At 65.2% G+C, this 20,046-nt stretch carries 12 protein-coding genes and 1 pseudogene; 12 read left to right on the top strand and 1 reads right to left on the bottom strand.

The annotated features are described in order from the left end of the window. The first annotated feature begins 250 nt into the window (after nt 1-250). The 7 genes and pseudogenes from ACW9TV_RS04200 to ACW9TV_RS04170 all read left to right on the top strand — a co-directional run. Nucleotides 251-2,485, top strand: a complete 2,235-nt coding sequence (locus tag ACW9TV_RS04200; RefSeq protein ID WP_494304603.1) for a TonB-dependent receptor — start codon at nt 251-253, stop codon at nt 2,483-2,485. Next, complete coding sequence (locus tag ACW9TV_RS04195; protein ID WP_494304602.1) at nt 2,482-3,552, top strand: serine hydrolase domain-containing protein; 1,071 nt, start codon at nt 2,482-2,484, stop codon at nt 3,550-3,552. Before ACW9TV_RS04200 ends, ACW9TV_RS04195 begins: the two co-directional genes overlap by 4 nt. Next, nucleotides 3,549-4,937, top strand: a complete 1,389-nt coding sequence (locus tag ACW9TV_RS04190; RefSeq protein WP_494304601.1) for a DUF1254 domain-containing protein — start codon at nt 3,549-3,551, stop codon at nt 4,935-4,937. The genes ACW9TV_RS04195 and ACW9TV_RS04190 overlap by 4 nt, the downstream gene beginning before the upstream one ends. Before the next feature lie 3 nt (nt 4,938-4,940). Further along, the gene (locus ACW9TV_RS04185; protein WP_494304600.1) at nt 4,941-6,887 is read left to right on the top strand and encodes a pyrroloquinoline quinone-dependent dehydrogenase; all 1,947 of its coding nucleotides are present in this window, start codon (nt 4,941-4,943) and stop codon (nt 6,885-6,887) included. Further along, the gene (locus ACW9TV_RS04180; protein WP_494304599.1) at nt 6,884-7,663 is read left to right on the top strand and encodes a hypothetical protein; all 780 of its coding nucleotides are present in this window, start codon (nt 6,884-6,886) and stop codon (nt 7,661-7,663) included. The genes ACW9TV_RS04185 and ACW9TV_RS04180 overlap by 4 nt, the downstream gene beginning before the upstream one ends. Nucleotides 7,664-7,690: 27 nt before the next feature. Further along, complete coding sequence (locus ACW9TV_RS04175) at nt 7,691-9,004, top strand: hypothetical protein (RefSeq protein WP_494304598.1); 1,314 nt, start codon at nt 7,691-7,693, stop codon at nt 9,002-9,004. A 29-nt stretch (nt 9,005-9,033) separates the two neighbouring features. Continuing rightward, nucleotides 9,034-9,347, top strand: a pseudogene (locus ACW9TV_RS04170) (DDE-type integrase/transposase/recombinase); the annotation flags it as partial. 240 nt (nt 9,348-9,587) lie between these two features. Here ACW9TV_RS04170 and ACW9TV_RS04165 read toward each other — a convergent pair. Beyond that, a complete protein-coding gene (locus tag ACW9TV_RS04165; protein WP_494304597.1) occupies nt 9,588-11,291 on the bottom strand; it encodes a DUF885 family protein in 1,704 nt (567 codons plus the stop codon). A 452-nt stretch (nt 11,292-11,743) separates the two neighbouring features. Between ACW9TV_RS04165 and ACW9TV_RS04160 the strand changes: the two genes are divergently transcribed. From ACW9TV_RS04160 to ACW9TV_RS04140, 5 genes are all read left to right on the top strand, one after another. Next, nucleotides 11,744-14,584, top strand: a complete 2,841-nt coding sequence (locus ACW9TV_RS04160) for a TonB-dependent receptor plug domain-containing protein (protein WP_494304596.1) — start codon at nt 11,744-11,746, stop codon at nt 14,582-14,584. Nucleotides 14,585-14,667: 83 nt separating this feature from the next. Continuing rightward, nucleotides 14,668-16,905 carry a prolyl oligopeptidase family serine peptidase gene (locus ACW9TV_RS04155; protein WP_494304595.1) on the top strand — a complete coding sequence of 746 codons (2,238 nt, stop codon included), beginning with the start codon at nt 14,668-14,670 and terminating at the stop codon, nt 16,903-16,905. Between the two features lie 4 nt (nt 16,906-16,909). After that, the gene (locus tag ACW9TV_RS04150; RefSeq protein WP_494304594.1) at nt 16,910-18,580 is read left to right on the top strand and encodes a DUF885 family protein; all 1,671 of its coding nucleotides are present in this window, start codon (nt 16,910-16,912) and stop codon (nt 18,578-18,580) included. Between the two features lie 8 nt (nt 18,581-18,588). Then, on the top strand, nt 18,589-19,068 hold the full coding sequence (locus ACW9TV_RS04145; RefSeq protein WP_494304593.1) for a DUF3830 family protein: 480 nt from the start codon (nt 18,589-18,591) through the stop codon (nt 19,066-19,068). A gap of 10 nt (nt 19,069-19,078) precedes the next feature. Further along, on the top strand, nt 19,079-19,978 hold the full coding sequence (locus ACW9TV_RS04140) for a bile acid:sodium symporter family protein (protein WP_494304592.1): 900 nt from the start codon (nt 19,079-19,081) through the stop codon (nt 19,976-19,978). The last annotated feature ends 68 nt before the right edge of the window (nt 19,979-20,046 follow it).

Below are 20,046 nucleotides of genomic sequence, written 5' to 3'. Positions count from 1 at the left end.
GCTCGGCTGCGCGGATGTAGATTTGCTCCCGGCGACCGATCGGCACACTCGCACCCCGGAATCGGTCTTGCCACATCGCGCCGTCCATCACGCCTCCCTCATCCGGCCGGCCACTTCCCGCTGGCCGCGGGGCTTCCTGTCTTACCGGGCTGGACAAGTTAAATCCAGTTGGTTACCTACCGGTCGGTAACCTGCGTGTAAAGTGGCACAGATCCCAAGCGCGCAGAGGGAGCATTGGGGAGAAAACAACATGATTCGTCGTGCGGGGCTGTTTGTCTTTTCGGCACTGGTCGCCCCAGCGGCGTCCTATGGGCAATCCGCGCCGGAGCCGAGGATCGCCAGTGAGGAGGATGCGACCGCGGACATCCTCGTCACCGCGCGCAAGCGGTCCGAGCGTTTGATCGACGTTCCCGCGGCCGCGACAGTGCTGGATGGTGCGGCCATTGCCGATCGTGGCGGCGCGACCACACCGGTCGAGCTGCTGGGCGGCCAGCCGAGCGTGCGAATTCTGGATACCGGTTCGGCGATGACCAACGAGATCTCGCTGCGTGGTTCGCCCACCACGCGCGGCACCTCTGGCGACCCCAGTGTCGGCCTGTTCCGCGACGGCGCCTATATCGGCGGCGGCGGTTTTTCCGGGCGCAGCTTCGCGCGGATCGACATGTTCGACGTCGGCCGCGTGGAAGTGCTGCGCGGAACGCAAGGCGCGCTTTATGGCCGCAATGCGGTGGGTGGTGCCGTCAACATCGTCTCTGCCCGGCCCGAGTTCGAGAACAGCGGCTTCGCCACCCTGCGCTATGCGGTGGGCAACGAGCAGCTTCAGGTCCAGAGCGCGGTCAATTCCATGCTGTCGGACGAAGTCGCGATCCGGCTGGGCGTGGATTATGTCCGCCAGGACGGCGGCTTCTTCTACAACGACTTCCTCGACAAATATTTCGACCGCAACGATTCGACCGGGGTGCGGGGCCAGCTGCGCTGGAAGCACGAAGATACGGATATCGTCGTGCGCGGCGAGCATTGGCGCGGCATCGTGCCAGCCATCTCCTTCCGGGCCTACATCGATCCACCCCGCGCGGGCTTCCCGGTCGGCTATATCCAGCCCGAACGCACCTATCCCTGGTCAACCGACGCCTTCTCCCGACAGGAGGTGAACAGCGGCCTGCTCGACGTGACGCACCGCTTCGGATTCGCCCAGTTGCGCTCCATTACCCAATATCGCCAGCGCAAGGCCGACTATGCGCTCGATCTGGATGGCCTCAATCCCGTCCTTCTGGCGAAACTGAGGGCGAATGGCACGATCACCGCTGCCGTCGATCCGGGGCAGGCGCAGCTGCGAAACGAAGATGCGCAATTCTTCACCCAGGATCTGAACCTGGCGGGTGACACGATGGACGGCCGGCTGAACTGGCTGGCGGGCGTCGAGTATTTTCAGCTTCGCGCCAATTCGGAACAGCGTGTCCTGCGCACACCCACCGTCGCCAATGCCTCGCCCGGCAATCGCCAGCCCCTGCGCACGACGTTCGATAGCTGGGCGGTTTATGGATCGCTGGATTATGCGCTGAACGATCAGTTCAACCTAATCGGCGAAGTCCGCCAGACATGGGACGACAAGAGCGCGACTTCCCGCCGCTATGATCTGGCGACCGGGTTGCCCTCTGGCGGGGCGGGCTTTGTCGTGGATTTCAGCAAGGCGACGCGCAACTTCAGCTACAATGGCACGCTGTCATGGCGCCCTCGCGATGCGATGACGGTCTATGCCAAGGTGGGCAGTTCCTATCGCGCGGGCGGCTTCAACCAGGATCTCGGCCCGACGACCCAGCCCATCCCGATTCCGGCCGCCTACGATGACGAGCAGAGCACCTCGATCGAGGCTGGTGTGAAGGGCCGGCTGGGCCGCGCGACCACCTTCGGGGTCGCCGCTTACCAGACCTACAGTTCCGACATCATCGTGCCGCTCAACAACGGCTGCTTCATCGGCAGCACCGTGTGCAGCAGCCAGCCCGTCACCTTCTCCACCAACGCCGGCAAGGCTCGCACATGGGGTGCAGAAGCCGAGATCGCATCCCGGATCGACCTTGGCGCGGGAAATCTGGACCTGTCCGGCAGCGGCTCCTATCAGAAGGGCAGGGTCACCTCCGGCCCGTTCGACGGCCAGTTGCTGCCGCAGATTCCGCGCTGGACGTTCGCGGCCAATGCCACGCTGAACATCCCGTTGTCGGACAAGGTCGATGGGCTTGCCAATCTGAACTACAACGGTCAGCGCGGCGGCGTTCATGATCTTGTCGCGCCCGGTGCCCCGGCGCCGTTCAACATGGACAAGATCGACCTGGTGAATGCACGGATCGCGCTGAAGTTCAGCGGAATCGAGGCGGGCCTGTTCGCAACCAACCTGTTCGACACGACCTATGACGTGTTCCGCGCCGCCGGTTCGCGGCGTCTCAATCCGCCGCGCAACTGGGGCTTCCAGCTCGGCTATCGCTGGTGATCGCGCGGCTGACCACCGTCGTGCAGGGGATGGCCTTGCTGGCGGTGGCGGCGGTGTCGGCAGTGCCCGCGGTTGCGGCCGACCGCAGCCCGGCCTGCGCCGCCGCAGCCGCCTATTCGGATGCGCACAAAGGGCTGGCCGTTCTCATCCTGAAGGATGGGCGGCCGGTCTGTGCGGCCTATGCGGATGGGGTGGCGGCGGGCGATGCGCATCCGCTCTATTCCGGCTCCAAGAGCTTCGCGGCCGCGATGGCGGTGCTGGCGGCAGAGGATGGCCTGCTCGATCTGGACGAACCGGTCTCGAAGACGATCGGCGAATGGCGCGACGGTACCGCGCGCCAGTCTATCACGATCCGCCAGTTGCTGACGCTCGTGTCGGGCATCTCGGGCGTCGTGGGGCTCCCCCCCTCCTTCGCGGAGGCCATCCTGCTGCAGCCGGAAACGCCGCCGGGCACGAAGTTTGCCTATGGGCCCGCGCCCTTCCAGATCTTCGGGGAAGTCTTGCGGCGCAAGCTTGCCGAGCGCCAGCCGGGCGATGACCCGGCCAGCTGGCTGACGCGCAGGCTATTCAATCCCATCGGCCTGAATGGGCAGCAGTGGCGGCGCACGCCTGACGGCAACCCGCTGATGCCGCAGGGCCTGTCGCTGACCCCTGCCGACTGGGCGCGCTTTGGCGAATGGGTTCGCCTGGACGGCGCGGCCGGCGACAAGCGGCTGATCGCGCCTGAACGGCTGGCGGCGTTCCATCAATCCTCTGCCGTGTTTCCGGGCTATGGTCTTGGCTGGTGGCTGCCGGCGAACCTGCGCGGGCAGACAGCCCTGCCGCGCGCGGCAGGCCGGCTGGATTTCGCCGCTGCGCCGGAACTGCCCGCGGATCTGCTGATGGCGGCTGGCGCGGGCAACCAGCGGCTCTATGTGTCGAAGCGCATGGGCATCACGGTGGTGCGGTTCGCCCGCCTGTCGCTGGATGACCTGCGGGCGCGGCAGGGGGGCGACGGATGGTCGGATGCGACATTCCTGCAATTGGCCCTGAAGGCTGCAAATCCGGAAGAAGGTGTGAAGCAATGAGCCGTTTCTTGCAGTGGACAAACAGCAGCGACGACTGGCTGCGGGCCAGTCGGCGCGGATTCCTCGGCGGCGCGGCGCTGGCCGTTGCGCTCCCGGCATGGGCGGCGGGCAGCGCGCAAGGGCCGATCTCGCCAGCGTTCGACTATGTTTACGCGCTGTTCGAATTCAGCCGGGCGATGCAGCGGATCGGCATGAACGCCACGCCCGACCTGCCGCTCGATCAGAGGCTCAACCGGATTTACCACCGCCGTGTGCTCGCCAACGCGACGGCGCGCCAGGTGACGGCGCCGAACAACGACACGATCTACAGTTCCGCCTTCTTCGATCTGTCGGGCGGGCCGCTGCTGCTGCGCGTTCCCGATATCACCGATCGCTATTTCTCCGTCACGCTGATGAACGCCTTTACCGACAATTTCCGCACCATCGGCACCCGGTCGACCGGCGGGAAAGGCGGGGATTTCTGGCTGGTGGGGCCGGATTGGTCCGGCACGGTGCCGGCCGGCGCAACCCTGATACGGTCGGATACGAACGACGTCTGGATGCTGATCCGCATCCTGGTCAGCGGGGCCGCAGACCTGCCTGCCGTGCACGCACTGCAAGATCAGTTTGCGATCATCGCCCCCCCGGGGCGCGGCCCTGTCCGCCCGCCACAAGTTCGCGCGGTGGATGGCACGGATCCGGCACAGGTGCTGGATGCCGCTGGTGAAATGCTCAGCCGTTCAAGCGACAAGGTGGGCGAGGCGAAGCGCTGGCGCGACTTTGCCGAGGCGGGTGTGCGGCCCGGCGGCGCCGGAAGCTTCGCGGCGCTTTCGCCCGCTCTGCAGGCGGCGTGGCGCGCGGAAACCCCGGCTGCGATCGAGCGGTTGCGCGCCGCATTCACCGGCGCCGTGCGCCAGGTGAACGGCTGGGCCGCATCCACCGGCGAAGTCGGCACGTTCGGCAGCAACGACAAGCTGCGCGCCGCCGTCGCGCTCAGCGGCCTTGCCGCGCTGCCCCCGGAAGAGGCGATGTATTTCAGTTCCGTGCATGACAATCACGGAGATCCGCTCGATGCAGCAAAGCGCTATCGCATCCGCATCCCGCCCGCCGGAATCCCGGTCGACGGCTTCTGGTCGCTCACCATGTATGCTGCCGAACCGGACGGGCGCTATTTCTATGTCGAGAACCCCATCCGGCGCTATTCCGTGTCCGAGCGGACGCCTGGCCTGAAGCGCCGCCCCGATGGCTCCATCGACATCATCCTGTCGCGCGACCCCGTCAGCGAGGCGGATGGCAACTGGTTGCCGATGCCCGATGGCCCGATGCGCGTTTCGCTGCGGACCTATGTGCCGCGCGCGGAAATTCGCTCGGGCAACTGGGTGCCGCCCGCGATCGAGAGGCTTTAAGGCGTGCAGAGCCGTTTCTCCCGCCGCCGTGTGCTGGCCGGGGCACTGGCCGGATCGTCCCTTCTCGCCCTGCCACTGTCTGCGCGGACATCCGCGGCGGAAGCGGCCTATCCGTGGCGGCATTACGCAGGCAATCTCGCCGCGCAAAAATATGCCCCCCTCAGCCGGATCGGTCCGGCAAATGTCGCCCGGCTGGGCGTCGCATGGACATGGGAGTCTCCCGATGCGGAGGTGCTGGCCGCCAACCCGCAGTTGAAGCCGGGCGAGTTCCAGTCCACGCCGGTGCTGGCCGAAGGGCTGCTGATCACCAGCACGGCGATGTCGCAGGTCGCTGCGCTCGATCCGCTCAGCGGGCGAACGGTCTGGCGCTTCGATCCGGAAAGCTGGAAGCGCGGCCCGACGACGACGAAAGGCTTCGTGCATCGCGGCGTCGCGGTGTGGGGCAAGGGCCGGTCCGCGCGCGTGATCCTGGCAACCGGCGACGGGCGGCTGATGGCGCTTGCGCTTCACACCGGAAAGCCGATCGCCAGTTTCGGCGCCGGTGGCCAAGTCGACCTGCGCCGCGTGGGCATGGTCCGCCCCGTGCCGGATGAGTTGGGTATCTATGGCGTCACCTCGCCGCCGCTGGTGGCTGGCAACACGATTGTCATCGGCTCATACATCGACGATCGCGCCGACGGGCGGCTGATGCCGCGCGGCGACATCCGCGCCTTCGATGCGCGCACGGGCAAGCTGAAATGGGTGTTCCACACGATCCCGCTCGACGGTGAATTCGGGGCCGACACCTGGAAGGACGGCTCCAACCGCACCACCGGCAACACCAATGTCTGGGCGCCGATGAGCGCCGATCCAGAGCTTGGCATCGTCTATGCCCCGGTTTCCACGCCGACCAACAATTTCTATGGTGGAGACCGACCCGGCGACGGCCTGTTCGGCGACAGCCTTGTCGCGATCGACCTGGAGACCGGCAAGCGGCGCTGGCATTTCCAGACCGTCCACCACGGCATCTGGGATTATGATCTGCCCGCCGCACCCATTCTGGGCGACGTGACCATCGGCGGACGGCCGCGCAAAATCGTCATGCAGGTGACGAAGCACGCCTATCTGTTCGTGTTCGATCGGGAAACGGGCGAGCCGATCTGGCCCGTGGAGGAACGGCCCGCGCCGCCCTCCACCCTGCCGGGGGAACGCACCAGCCCGACGCAGCCGCACCCCGTGTGGCCGCTGCCGTTCGACAGGCAGGGGGTCCGCCCGGAGGATCTGATCGATTTCACGCCCGAGCTTCGGCGCGAGGCGGAAACCGCGCTGGCGGGCTATATCCATGGCGAGATCTTCACCCCGCCCGGCATGATGCCGACCATCATCATGCCCAGCTTTGTCGGCGGGGCGAACTGGAACGGAGCGGCCTTCGATCCGGAAACGGGCCGGCTGTTCATTCCCTCTGTCAACGTGCCGCTTCAGATCGCTCTCGATGAAAAGGGGGACATTCGCACGGCCGGAAATGCCGAGATCGAGGTGGCCGGCGCACGGGTGATCGCACGCGGCCCGCGCGGCATGCCCCTGCTGAAGCCGCCCTATGGCCGCACCACCTGCATCGACATGCACACGGGCGAGCATCGCTGGATGACACCCAACGGCCGGGGCATGAGCCGCCTGCCGGCGTTCCGCGCCCATCATCCCGGCGATGCAGGCTCGTTCGGCCGCGCCCAGATTCTGGCGACCAGCACCCTGCTGTTCGTGGGCGAGGGGCCGCAGGACCGGCTGACCGCCGAACCGCGCCTGCGCGCGCTGGACAAGGCGACGGGCGAGGTGATCGCCACCATCGAGCTGCCCGACTTCATGCTGGGCGCGCCGATGACCTATGAAGCTGGCGGCGAACAATATCTGCTGTTTTCCACCGGCTATCGCCGCCTGCCGCAGCGGCTGATCGCGATGAAGGTCATACCATGAAACGCATCGGATCCGCGTTGATCGCCTGTATCGCCCTGCTGGCCGCCCCGCTGCGCGCGCAGGATCAGCCAATCCAGCATTTCGTGATGGTGGAAGCGCAGGATGGCGTGGACCTGCTGGCGATCGACCGCTGGTACATCACCTATCATGCGCCCGAAACGCTGGCGCGCGCCGATAACCGGCAGACGCGCTATGTCAGCTTCCGCACCTATGGCGTCACGCCGGAGGAGGCGAGACAGCTGAACATGGTGCACGGCCGCCTGACAGAGATCGGCTTCGCCAGCGTCGCGGCGTTCCGGGCTGGTGTCACGCCCGAAGCGATGGCCGCGCATCCCCCCACCCCGCCGGACCCTGCCGTGGCAAGGGGGCTGAAAACGCAGACGGTGACGGTCAAGCTGCCGCCAGACAAGCTGAAGGATGGAGAAACGCCGGACAAGGCCGTCCCCTATGTTCGCTGGGTGGCATTCGTCCGTGCGCCCGATGGTGTGACCGACGCCGAGGCCTGGGTGCGGCAGACCTTCGCCGCGCCGCTTGCGGATGCGCGGCAAAGCCGCCGCGTTGAGATCTATCCGGCGGCCATCCCGCGCGCCTACAGCCATGTCGTGGTCGCCTGGTATGACGATGTCACATCCTGGCGAGACGCCATGCAGGCCTTCGCCGCGACGCGGCCGAAAACCGGCGCAGAGGGCGGCTATCCTGCGACGCAGATGCGCAGCATTCTCGTGGGCGAGCGGCCCGACCTCGATTTCAGGACGGACAAGCGCGTCACGCCCTGATGGAATATACCCGGCAAAGGAAGATGTATGCCCGCCGATTTCAATCGACGACAGACACTGGCACTGGGACTGGCCTCGACATTGGCCGGGGCCGCAACCGCCGCACCTGTTAGCGGCCCGGCACAGCCCTCCCTGCTGGAAGATGCCCTGCACTATGCCTCGCTCGGCCCGCATCGCACGGGTTCGCCGGGCAATTTCCGCACGGTGGACTGGATGGAGGGTCGCTTCTCGGCACTCGGCTTCAAGGTCGATCGTCAACAGATCCGCTATCCCGATCATGCGGTGCGGCAGGCCCTGATCCGCGTTGCCGACACGACGATCGAGGGGATCCCCCAGCACCCCGCCTGCCCGACCGGCAAGGACGGTCTGCGTGCGCCGCTGGTTCTGGCCGACGATCAGGCCGGGCGGATTCCCGTTCGCGGCCGGATCGCGGTGGTGCGGCTGCCCTATGCCCGCCATTCATCCATCCTCGAAGGCCGCACGGCCGGGCCGATCCGCGCCGCGCTCGAGGCGGGCTGCGCGGGGCTGGTTCTGATCACGCGCGGCCCCTCCGCCGACGCGCTGGCGCTGAATGCGCCGATCCAGCATCCGATTTCGGCCGTTCCGACACTGGTGGTGGCGCCACGCGATGCGCGGCCGCTGATCGCGGCGGCGGCGCGCGGGGACGAAGCGCAGCTGGTGATCGATGCCGCCCCGGTTCAGGCGGAATCCGCCAACCTGATCGCGCATCGCCCCGGGCGGGGCCGCAGCATCGTCGTGAGCACGCCGCTTTCCGGCTGGTTTTCCTGCGCCGGGGAACGCGGGTCGGGCGTGGCGGCCTTCCTGCGGCTTGCAAGGCTGCTGGCGGATACCCAGCCCGATGCCGACCTGTTGTTCACCGGTTTTGTCGGCCATGAGCGCGAATATGTCGGCGGCGACCAGTTCATGCAGGAGCGCGCGCCCCCGCGCGACCGGGTTCGCCTTTGGGTGCATATCGGCGCGGGCTTCGCCGCGCGGGACTGGCACGAGATTTCCGACACTCAGTTGATGCCGTTGCCTTCCACCGACGCCCAGCGTTATCTGCTGGCCCCCGAAGGCTGGATCGACCAGATCAGGCCGACGCTGCGTGGGCTTCCCGGCTACGAAGTCCCCTACCCGGCCACGGTTGAGAACAGTTCCGGGGAGGCGCGTCACATCATGGAGCGCGGCTATACCCGGATGATCAGCACGGTCGGCGCCCACCGCCTGCACCACAGCCGCCGCGACGACGCACAGGTGATCGATGCGGCAGGTCTGGAGGCCAGCTGGCAGGGGTGGAGCAGGATGCTGTTGCAGGTGCTGAGCAAGCAGGCCGCCAGCTGAGGGCCGAGGCGGACGCAACCGCAAGCGTGGCTGTCGGCACCAGAGCGCCGGCTCCGGTGCTGGCCCTGCCGAACCAGCGCTGGAGCCTCGACTTCGTTCATGACCAGATGGCGCCGGGCCGTCGGTTCCGGGTTCTCAACCTAGTCGATGACGTGACCAGGGAATGGTTGCAGCGGTGCCGGACACCTCGATCTCGGGCCACCGTGTCGTGCGCGAGCTGACCCGGCTGATCGCCCAACGCGGCTAGCCCGGAAAGATCGTCAGCGACAATGGCGCCGAGCTCACCAGCAATGCCGTGCTGGCATGGTGCGGTCACGCACCCGCCGCCCGACATATTGCAGCAGATCGGTTCGTTGCGCACGCAGCTGGGAAGCGGAGCTGGCCATCGGCCCGGACGCATATGCGCCGGATATGACACTGCGGTTGAGCCCCCTTTGGAACTTGTGGCTGCACGACATCCACGGGGCCGGCGCTGGGGGGCAGCGGGAATTCCGGGCGCCCGCATCGGCAGGGTGGCCGGATTCGGCCTGCCCCATGCCTGTGCGGGGCGCTTCCCGCGTGGCTATTTCGCAGCGAAAGCCCGCTAGCGATCGGAGGCGAGCGCCTTTTCCAAGGGCACATGCGACCAGAAGTTGCGGATTTCATCATCATATCCGGTCAGGTCGTAGCGCAGCAACGAAACCGGCAGGCGCCCCGTGTTCATGAGGTAATCATGATAGTCCCGGATCGAGAATTTGTCGCCGAGCTGGCGCTTGCGGTCGACGAGGAGCTTCTGCAGCTGCATTGATCCGATCGTGTAGGTCATGCCGTAGCCGGGGGGGCGGCGGAGGTAGATGCCGGCATCGACCCGGGCGACATCATCGTCGAGATAGGGCGTCCACTCCTTCCAGAACTTCATCGTTTCCCCGACGCCCATTTCATTGCGCTGCATCCGGACATCGCCGATGGTGCGCGCGGCGCGGAACAGGCCGAAGATGTAGATGAGCTCGCGCGTGCGGGGACGATCATCGAACAGCCCCAGCTGGAGGGCGCTTTCCTCGAGGTAGAAGCCCCAGCCCTCCGTGCGGCCGCTGTCGCTGATGTAACGGCGGATCGGGTGCGTCACGCGCTTCCCCGTGAGGCCGTCGAACCGGTGGCCGGGGAATGTGGCGTGGAGGTGATCGGGCGATGCGTCGCGGAACTGCACCTGCTCCCAGAACATCGGCCCGTTCGGACGGACGATCCACGGCGCGTTGAAGCCGACCTCCTGATAGGTGCCGGGGATGTAGGCGGGGATGGAGATGATCTCTTCCGCCTGCAGCCACTGGCGGATCTTCGCGTCGGTGCCCGCCAGCTGCGCTTCATATTCCTGCGCGGATTTCGGCAGCTGGAGTTCGGGCAGGTTGCGATTGCGGTGCCGCTCTGTCGTGTAGTTCGCCCAGTGCCGTGTGAGTTCGCGCTCGGCCAGGGTGACGATCTCGTCCGAATCATAGGGCATGAGGCGGACGTTGGTGAGGAACCAGTCGTAGGCGGCCTTGCCGACGCCTGCCGGCGCCGTCATGGCGGGGCGCGAGGCGATCAGCCAGTCCCGGAAGCCTGCGATCGCCTGCCGGGCGGCGTCGATCTCGGGCAGAAGTTCCGGCTGCTGCACGACTGCACGCGCACGCAGATCATCGAACCAGCCGACAAGCCCCTCCGGCTCGGTGGCGCGGTAGGGCATTCCATGGCCGACCCCATCGCCGTTCGAGAGACTGTGGATGGCAAGATCGGCATAATCGGCGGCCACCGAATCAAGGTTGACACGCGCCTGTGCAAGATAGGCGGGGATCGTTCGCAGGCGCGCCTGATAGGCTGTCAGCGCATCGCCCTTCAGCGGCAGATCGACATAGGCGAGGCGTTGCAGTTCGTCGACATACATGCCGGGATCGCGCGCCCAAGGCCGGGTCACGTTGAGGGTAAAATCGGCGAGGTCCATCTGCGCTCGGACCGCCAGATAGTCGACCTGCTGATGACGATCCCATCGGGCGACGGCGAAATCCGGCAGCTTTGCCTGCATGGCCTTCAGCTCGGCGCGGCGCCTGTTCACGGCGGCCGGGCTGTAATCCACCACGCCGTTCACCGCAGGCGGGGTTTTCCAGCTGTTGAACGTGCCGAACAGGGCGACCAGATCCTGATAGCTGCCCTTTCCATCGGGCGGTCCGGCAGGCTGGGCGGCCGCCTGAGCAGCAACGGCCGCCGTTGCCAGGGGACCAAGGCCGGCAGCGCCCGCGAGCAGGGCCGCGATCGCCAGAATGGATGCCTTGCGCATGGATAATCCCTCCCTCGTGCAGCTTGCCTGAAGCTGTTTCCTGGCCGCACAAATAATAAAAAAAGCGTGATTATGGTTATGATGTGTCGCCATATTCGCCCGGTCAAGCGCTAAATTCGGCTGTCCGGACCCCGATGCGCCGGGGTTCGCAGGGGCCGGGGATACAAAGGACCGCGCGGAACAGGCGGACCGAACGCCGTCCGGGATCAGTTTTTATTGTTTTTAATTCAACGTCATATGCATCGGAATGTGGTCGGGATCGGTTATTTCCTGCCGTGCGGATACCGCGCCGCGACAGGTCCGAAATGCCCCATTTCACATTTTTGACAGAATGGAATTGACGACATTCGGACGATATGCTCAAAATCACGCGACTGTTCACGGTTTGATTGACGACCAACGTCGACTTGCCATGGGTGTCTCGGGCGGACGTGCCAGTTCAGGGAGATTGAATGATGGGTGTGAATCGGGTTGCAGATATTCGAGCGGGATTGAAGGGCGGCACGGCGCTGCTGCTTTCAATGGCGGCCATCGGGGCGGCCAACGCCCAGTCGGCGCCGGCGCTGGCCGATGACGAGGCAATCGTCGTTACCGGATCCCGCATTCCGCGGCCGGACGTGGAATCCAACAGCCCGGTCAACGTGATCGGTCAGGAAGAAATCCGGCTGTCTGCGGCCGTCGAGACGGAGCAACTGCTCAATGCCCTGCCGCAGGCGGTGGCGGGGGCCGGCGCGCAGTCCAACGCTGGCAACGGGTCCGCTACGGTCAATCTGCGCAACCTGGGCACCGTTCGCACGCTGGTTCTGCAGAACGGGCGCCGCATCGTGGGCGCGTCACAGGATGGCGTCGTCGACCTCAACATGATCCCGCCGTCCCTCATTTCGCGGGTCGAGGTGGTGACCGGCGGCGCGTCCGCCGTCTATGGCTCGGACGCGATGGCCGGCGTCGTGAACTTCGTGACGCGGGATGATTTCGAAGGGCTCGAAATCGGCGGATCGATGGGGATCAGCGGCAAGGGCGACGCAAAGCGCTACAACATGGAATTCACCGCCGGCGGCAATTTTGCCGACGGGCGGGGCAACCTCGTGTTCCACGGCAGCTATTTCGATCGCGCGCAGGTGAAGGGCTCCGAGCGGGCCCATGCGACCGTCTATCTGGCCGATGCCATCGTGAACGGCCAGCCGACGCTGATCCCGTCGGGCAACGGCGTGACGCCGCAGGGCACCATCTTCAGCCCGCAGCTTGTCGGCCTGAGGGATCCCTATGGCAACACGATCGGCACGGCCGGCATCTTCTTTGCGCCCGAAGGCTGGCGCGCCTACCGCGCGAGCGACGGGTTCAACGACCGCCCCTACACCAATCTGCAGATGCCGATGCAGCGCTGGCAGGGTTCGATCATCGGGCACTATGACATTTCCGACGCGGTCACCGCGTTCTGGGAAGGCTCTTACGTCCACAGCAAGCTGAATTCGACGCTGGGTGCAGTTCCGATGAGCAGCTCCGGCTTCATCCCGGGCTTCCAGCTTGACCTGCGCAACCCCTATCTGGATCCGACGCTGCGCAGCTTCCTGAGCGCGAACATGGATGCCGACGGCAACAATCTGGTGCCTGTGAACATCAACCGGCGCCTGCTGGACGGCGGGTCGCGCACCAGCGACCAGACGCGCGACTTCTATCGCTTCGTGGCCGGACTGAAGGGCAGTCTGACCGACCGGCTGAAGTGGGAAGTCTTCTACAACGAAGGCCAGACCCGCGTTGTCGACGTGCAGGGCGGCGGCGTGCTGATCGAGAACTTCGCCAACGGCTTCCTGACCGATCCCAACAATCCGTACAAATGCGCCGTGGCCGATCCCAAGTGTGTCGTCCTCAATCCGTTCGGGCTGAATTCGCTGACGCCCGCGATGATCGACTATATCTCCACCGATCTCACCAACATCACGACGATCCGGCAGAGGCAGCTTGGCGCCAGCGTGACCGGCACGCTCTTCACGCTGCCGGCCGGTGATGTCGGCATCTCGATCGGCACCGAGTACCGGAAGGAAAGCTCGTCCTTCGATCCGGACCAGCTCTATGTCCAGGGCAAGGCGCTTTCGCGTTCGGCGGGCCTGAGCCCGACGGCCGGATCGTTCGACGTCTCGGAAGTCTATGGCGAGCTTTATGTGCCGATCCTGGCGGACCGGCCCGGCATCGAGCTGCTCGCCTTCGAGGGTGGTCTGCGTTACTCGGACTACTCCACGGCCGGCGGCGTGTGGTCTTACAAGCTGGGCGGGGAATATTCGCCCATCCAGGGCCTGAAGTTCCGCGGCCTGTACCAGCGGGCTGTTCGGGCGCCGAACGTGGTCGAGCTCTATTCGGGTGCGACGAACACGGCGCCGCAAGCGGTTGACTTCTGCAATGCCGGCGCGGGCCGGACGGCTGCCGAGCGCGACTTCTGCATCAGCTCGCTGGGCGTTCCCTCGACGGTCATCGATGTCTTCCAGCAGGAAAACCAGCAGATCCGCGCCATCACGGGCGGCAATCCCAACCTGAAGGAAGAAACGTCCGATACCTGGTCCGTGGGCGCCGTCATCCGGCCGGCCTTCGTGCCGAACCTGCAGCTGACGGTCGATTACTACAACATCAAGATCGACAACGCGATCGGCTCGTTCGGTGGTGGCCTGCAATCGGTCATCAACGCGTGCAACGCCAACCTGTCGCTGAGCAACATCTTCTGCCAGCCGCTGCGCAACCGCACGCCGGATGGTCAGCTGTATGACGTGCCGCTGCTGAATGCGAACATCGCGAAGCTGGAAACCTCAGGCGTCGACTTCCGTCTGGATTATCGCCACGACCTGGGGACGGCCGGAAATCTCAGCTATTTCCTGGCGGGCACCTACCTGATCGATTCCATCACGCAGGGCAGCCCGATCGCGAACCCGGTCAACTGCGCGGGCTACATCGGCGGCGGCAGCTGCTCGACGGCCAACCCGACGTGGCGGTTCACCCAGCGTCTGACCTGGGACATCGAACAGCTGCAGGTTTCGCTGCGCCATCGCTTCATCGGTTCGGCCAAGGACGGCCGCATCGCCGGCGCGATTGCCTCTGGCGCAACCCCGCCCCTGCTCGCCGTTCCGGAAACCGGCGCGATCCACTATCTGGATCTGAGCGCGAGCGTCGAGGTGCAGAAGAACGTCACCTTCTACGCCAACATCGACAACCTGTTCGACCAGGAACCGCCCTTCTACCTGTATGAGCGGGAAACCTACGACGCCATCGGTCGCCGGTTCACCGTCGGGTTCCGGGCGAACTTCTGATTGGAAATGCAGTGGCCGCAGCGGCATCGTTCGCTGCGGCCACTGGCTGCACGTGACGTCGAGAGAAGCTAGGATTGCGCCAGATGAACAAGCTGTTCCTTCTTCGGTCAGCCGGAGCCGCCCTGGCGCTGGCCCTGTTGTCCGCACCCGGGGTGGCGCAGGACCGGCCCTGGCCGCATGCGCCGGTTCATGGCGGCGCAAAGGTGCCGGGCACCTCGCTTTCGATCGATGAACTGTATCGCTACAAGAGCCTGATCGGCACCACGCCCGAAGGCTACAACTGGTCCCGGGATGGCGGCACCCTGCTGTTCCTGTGGAATGACGAAGGCTACAGCTTCCGCGATATCTGGTCCTATTCGATCAGGACCGGCAAGAAGACCCGGCTGACCTTCCTGGGGCGGGACAGCAAACCCGAGGCGGAGGAGAAGGGCATCGCCCAGGCGGTGGCCCTGGCGGGTGGCCGGGCCGCCTTCACCCTTGGCGGACAACTGCACCTGCTGGAAGCGGACGGCACAATCCGCAAGGTCGAGACGGACAAGCAGGCGGTCCGCAGGCTGGCCGTTTCGCCCGACGGACGGAGGCTTGCCTTCATTTCCGGCAATCCCGTCGACACCCGCAATCGCGTGACCCTGGGCGGGACGCTGTGGGTGCGCGATGTCGCCGCCGGGGCCGATCAGGCCGCGCGACGCATTGTGGGCAGCGACGACCCCAAGATTTATGTTCAGGATTTCCAATGGTCCGACGACAGCGGGGCGATTGCCTTCCAGCAGTCTGACGACAGGGCGATGCCCGAACGCGATATCTATTATTATGCCAAGCGCAGCTTGCAGAACAACCGCGTCATTCGCGCCTTTCCCGGCGACGAGACATCGAAGACGACAGTCGGTGTTGCCAATCTGGCGTCGGGGCAGGTCCGCTATTTCGAACGCCCGGATGCCAAGCACCATGTGTGGGACTATGGCCTGTCCGGCGATGGCAAGCGGCTGTTCGTTTCAGGCTCTGACCTGGAGGCCAAGGAGCACAGCATCCATGTCTTCGACGTGGCCTCCGGCGCGCGCGAGACTTTCTATCAGCACCGCGAGCCGAAGCATCTGAGGCCTGACTGGAAGGTGGCCTGGGCCCCCGGCGACGACGGCCTGATCATCCTGACCGACCGTGACGGCTGGCTGCACCTCTATCACCAGCGGCAGGCGGGCGAAGCCCCGCGGCAGATCACCAGCGGCAAATGGGAGATCGAATCCTTCGAGGTGGATCGCAAGGGGCGGCAGCTCTATTTCACGGCGAACGAATCCTACATTCCCGAGCGTCAGATCTATCGGGTTGCCGTGGATGGCGGGAAGGTCGAACGGCTGAGCGGCCCTGCGGCGGGCACGCACCAGCCGGTCTATTCGCCTGACTTCCGGCACATCGCCGACTGGTTCAGCGACGACGACACCCCGCCCGAGCTGTTCCTGATCAGCACGGGGAAGCCCGGCAAGGCGACCCGGCTGACGAACTCTCCGCAGCCGGAATTCCACAAGCAGACCTGGGCGAACATCGGCTACATCGAGTTTCCGAGCCATGTGGACGGAATGCCGCTGATCGGGCGGCTGAGCCTGCCGGCCAATTATGATCCTTCGAAGCGCTATCCGGTGATCGTGGGTTCGGTCTATTCGGATGCGGTGCGCAACCAGTGGGGGGGGCGCCGAGCGCACCCGACCTGGGGGCTTGACCAGTATTTCGTCTCGCAGGGCTATATCGTCCTGAACGTCAATGTGCGCGGATCCTGGGGCCAGGGGCGCGAGCACAACCAGACGCAGCATCACAGCTATGGCGAGATGGACATCAACGACCTGGAAAGCGGCGTCAGGCACCTGGTCGAGAAGGGGTATGCCGACCCCAGGCGGATCGGGATCTGGGGCTCCAGCTATGGCGGCCTGATGACGATGATGTCGCTGGCGAAGAAGCCCGGTGTCTATGCCGCCGGCATCGCCGGGGCGCCGGCGACGAATGTGTGGCACGCCTATCCTTCGCAGATGTGGATCATGGGGCCGCCGGAAGGCGCCGACATGCCGGCGCGCTATGAGGCGCAGTCGGCGTTGTATCAGGCCAAGGGCATCCGGGATCCGCTGATGATCATCCACGGATCGCGCGATCCCGTCGTGCTCTATTCCGACACGATCGCCGTTGTCGAAGACATGATCCAGCGCGAGCAGATGTTCGAACTGGTGACGATCCCGGGCGGGAACCATGCCTGGGCGAGCGACAGCCTTCCGCAGGCGCGGTTCGCGTTCAAGAAGATGATCGATTTCTTCGACCGCAATGTGAAAAACAGGAAATAGGATGTTGCGACAGTCGATTGCCCTTCTGGCCGGAACGGCGGCATTGCTGACCGCGCATGTCGCGGTCGCGCAAGAGGCCGTGCAGCAGCTGGGCGCCGAGTTCTGGGCATGGCGCGCGACGACGCAGCCTGCCACTTCGGACGACATTCCACGCATCGTGCGGCCCGATGACTGGGTTCCGGACTGGTCTCCGGCGGCCGTTGACAGGCAGCGCAAGCAGCTGGCCGACTTCGAGGCGCGCTGGAATTCGCTTTCCGGCGCGCCGCAATCCGTCTCCGAAAAGGTCGACTACAGGCTCGTCGGATCAGCGCTTGCGCGCGTGCGGTGGGAGCTGGACCATGTGGCGGCATGGCGCCGCCAGCCGCACTTCTATGTGGCGCAGGCGCTGAACCCCATATTCGAACTGCTGCTGCCGCCGCCGCCCGTGGAGCAGGCCCGCATCGACGATGTGATCCAGCTGCTGGACAATGCGCCATCCGTTCTTGCGGCCGGAAAGACCAACCTGACCGACATGCGCGGTCCGTTCGTCGATGCGGCGCTGCAGCAGATTGCAGAGGTGCCGGCCAGCCTGAACGGGATGGTGGCGGGGCTGGAGCCGTACGCCACACCGGATCAGCGCAGGCGGTTGAGAAAGGCTTCGGCCAAGGCCCTTTCCGCCTTTGCAGACTTCAGGGCGCATCTGCTGGCGAAGCGCGCCGGGCTCGCCACGGGCACGGCGGTTGGGCGTGACAGCTACCGCTACTTCCTGGGCAGCGTCGCGCTTTATCCCTATTCGCCTGAAGAACTGCTGGTGATGGGACGGCAGGAATGGGCCCGATCCGTTCTGTTCGAGGAGCTGGAACGCAACCGGAATGCGGGCCTGCCCGAACTGCCGATTGCCGATTCCCTCGACGCCGTGATCCGCAGGCTGGAGGCGGATGAACTGAAAGTCCGCGCCTTTCTGCGCGACCAGAATCTGCTGACCGTTCCCGACTGGGCGGGGCACTACACCGCCCAGCCGTTCCCCGCCTATCTGGCGCCGATCGGCTGGCTGGGGCGGACGTTCGATCTGACCAGCCGGGTTCGCGTGGGACAGAATGCGACGGTCTATCTGCCCGAGCCCTCGCCCAAGCTGGGCTATTTCAACCTTTCCATCACGCGCGATCCCCGTCCGATCATCGTGCATGAAGGCGTGCCGGGGCATTTCTTCCAGCTGACGCTTGGCTGGAAGCATCCGAACCCGCTGCGCCGCCACTATTATGACAGCGGCGCCAACGAGGGCACGGGCTTCTACGCCGAGGAGATGATGCTGCAGGCGGGCTTCTGGGCGGATGCCCCCAAGACGCGTGAAATCATCTACAATTTCGCCCGCCTTCGCGCGCTGCGTGTCGAGGTGGATGTGAAGCTGGCGCTGGGCGAGTTCAGCATCGCGCAGGCGGCGGACTATCTGGAAAAGATGGTGCCGATGGACCGCGCCACGGCCGAAGAGGAAGCCGTGTTCTTCGCGGCCTCGCCCGGCCAGGCGATCAGCTATCAGATCGGCAAGATGCAGACCGCCGAATTCCTGGCGGAAGCCCGGGTGCGCGAAGGCCGCAATTTCGATCTGAAGCGCTTCCACGATTATCTCTGGCTGAACGGAAATGTGCCGATCGCGCTCCTCAAGGAGGAATATCTGGCGATGGCGGACAGGAAATAGAGGGCGACATGCGCATCATACGACTGGTTGAGCCGAAGTCTGGCCTGTCGGCGCGGTGCCGCCTGCTTGATGAGGCGGCGCCTGCCTCGACCGCGTTCCTGTGGGACCTGGCCGAACGCAAGGCGACGTTCGAGGCGATGCACGCGATATGGACGGGACCGGAAATTTCCGTGCCGATGCCGGCGGGCGCACTGCCGGCCGGAATGGCGACACCGGCGATCCCGGCCGAGAACGCAACTGCCTATCCCGAGGCGGGGGACATCGTTCTGGCCTATCTGGCGGCCGGCAGCACCAAGGGGCTTCCGCCTGGTGAATTCTACGACATCGGGCTGTTCTATGGCGGGGGAGGCCGGCTGCTGATGCCGTTCGGCTTGATCCAGGCAAATGTGTGCGCCCGCATCCTGGACGAGGATCTGGCGAAGGCGCAGGCCGACTGCCGGACCATCCGGCGCAATGGCGCCTGCCTTCTGACCATCGAAGCAGCCTGAGGATACCGGCATGACTTATGAGAGCCTGATGGCCCTGCTGGGGAACTGGCTTCTGCCGGGATCGCTTGTCGCGATCATGGTTTCGATGGGACTTTCGCTGACGGCCGACGATTTCCGCCAGGTGTTCCGGAACAGGCGCGCCCTGGTTTTCGGCGTGTGTTCGATGCTGATCATCCCGCCGCTGATCGGTATCGGGCTGGCGGTGACGGTTGCGCCCACGGCGGCTCTGGCCGTCGGCTTTGTCCTGCTTGCCACAACGCCGGGCGGCATGCTCTCGAACCTGTTCACCGACATGGCGAAGGGCGATCTGGCGCTGTCGATGTCGATGACGCTGATCCTGAGCATGATCTACATCTTCGTCGTCCCCTTCTATGCCCATTTCGCGCTGCTGCACTTCATGGGGATGGAGGCCGATGTGCAGGTGCCGCTTGCCTCTTTCTTCTGGGACATCTTCTCGATCACCGTGCTGCCGGCTTCGGTCGGCTTCGCGGTTCGCGCCTGGAAGCCGGACTTCGCGATCTGGATCAAGCGCTACCTGAAGAATGCGGCGACCCTCGTGCTGTTCAGCTCGTTCGGCGTGATCCTCTATGACCAGATCCCGGTGCTGCGCGAGAATCTGGGCGCGCTGTTCTGGATCACGGTGTCGCTGAACCTGATCATGCTGGTGGTGGTGATGACCATCGTGCGCTTTGCCGGCTTCACGCGGCGCGAGAATGTCGCGATCGGGGTCGAACATCTGATGCGGCAGGAAGGCACCGCCATCTTCATCGCCGTTTCCATCGTCGGCAACAACGAGATGTCGCTGCCGATGATCATGAACACGCCAGTCGCACTCTGTTTCGTTCTGCTGTTCGTCGCCGTCGCGCGACGGGTCGGCCGGACGGAGCAGGCTGTTTCATCCACGATCTGAAACACAGGATTCACCACCCGCAAGCCGGGTGAACAGGAAAGTTCGCGTTTATGACCATGTCCCGTGTC

The organism is Sandaracinobacter sp. T42 (genome assembly GCF_059115405.1).
The sequence above is the reverse complement of the archived record's forward strand: the minus strand, read 5'-3'. Positions and strand labels throughout refer to the sequence as shown.

Coding starts and splice junctions, on each gene's coding strand:
- ACW9TV_RS04200 (WP_494304603.1), top strand. CDS start 251: ATGATTCGTCGTGCGGGGCTGTTTGTCTTTTCGGCACTGGTCGCCCCA.
- ACW9TV_RS04190 (WP_494304601.1), top strand. CDS start 3,549: ATGAGCCGTTTCTTGCAGTGGACAAACAGCAGCGACGACTGGCTGCGG.
- ACW9TV_RS04180 (WP_494304599.1), top strand. CDS start 6,884: ATGAAACGCATCGGATCCGCGTTGATCGCCTGTATCGCCCTGCTGGCC.
- ACW9TV_RS04175 (WP_494304598.1), top strand. CDS start 7,691: ATGCCCGCCGATTTCAATCGACGACAGACACTGGCACTGGGACTGGCC.
- ACW9TV_RS04165 (WP_494304597.1), bottom strand. CDS start 11,291: ATGCGCAAGGCATCCATTCTGGCGATCGCGGCCCTGCTCGCGGGCGCT.
- ACW9TV_RS04160 (WP_494304596.1), top strand. CDS start 11,744: ATGATGGGTGTGAATCGGGTTGCAGATATTCGAGCGGGATTGAAGGGC.
- ACW9TV_RS04155 (WP_494304595.1), top strand. CDS start 14,668: ATGAACAAGCTGTTCCTTCTTCGGTCAGCCGGAGCCGCCCTGGCGCTG.
- ACW9TV_RS04145 (WP_494304593.1), top strand. CDS start 18,589: ATGCGCATCATACGACTGGTTGAGCCGAAGTCTGGCCTGTCGGCGCGG.
- ACW9TV_RS04140 (WP_494304592.1), top strand. CDS start 19,079: ATGACTTATGAGAGCCTGATGGCCCTGCTGGGGAACTGGCTTCTGCCG.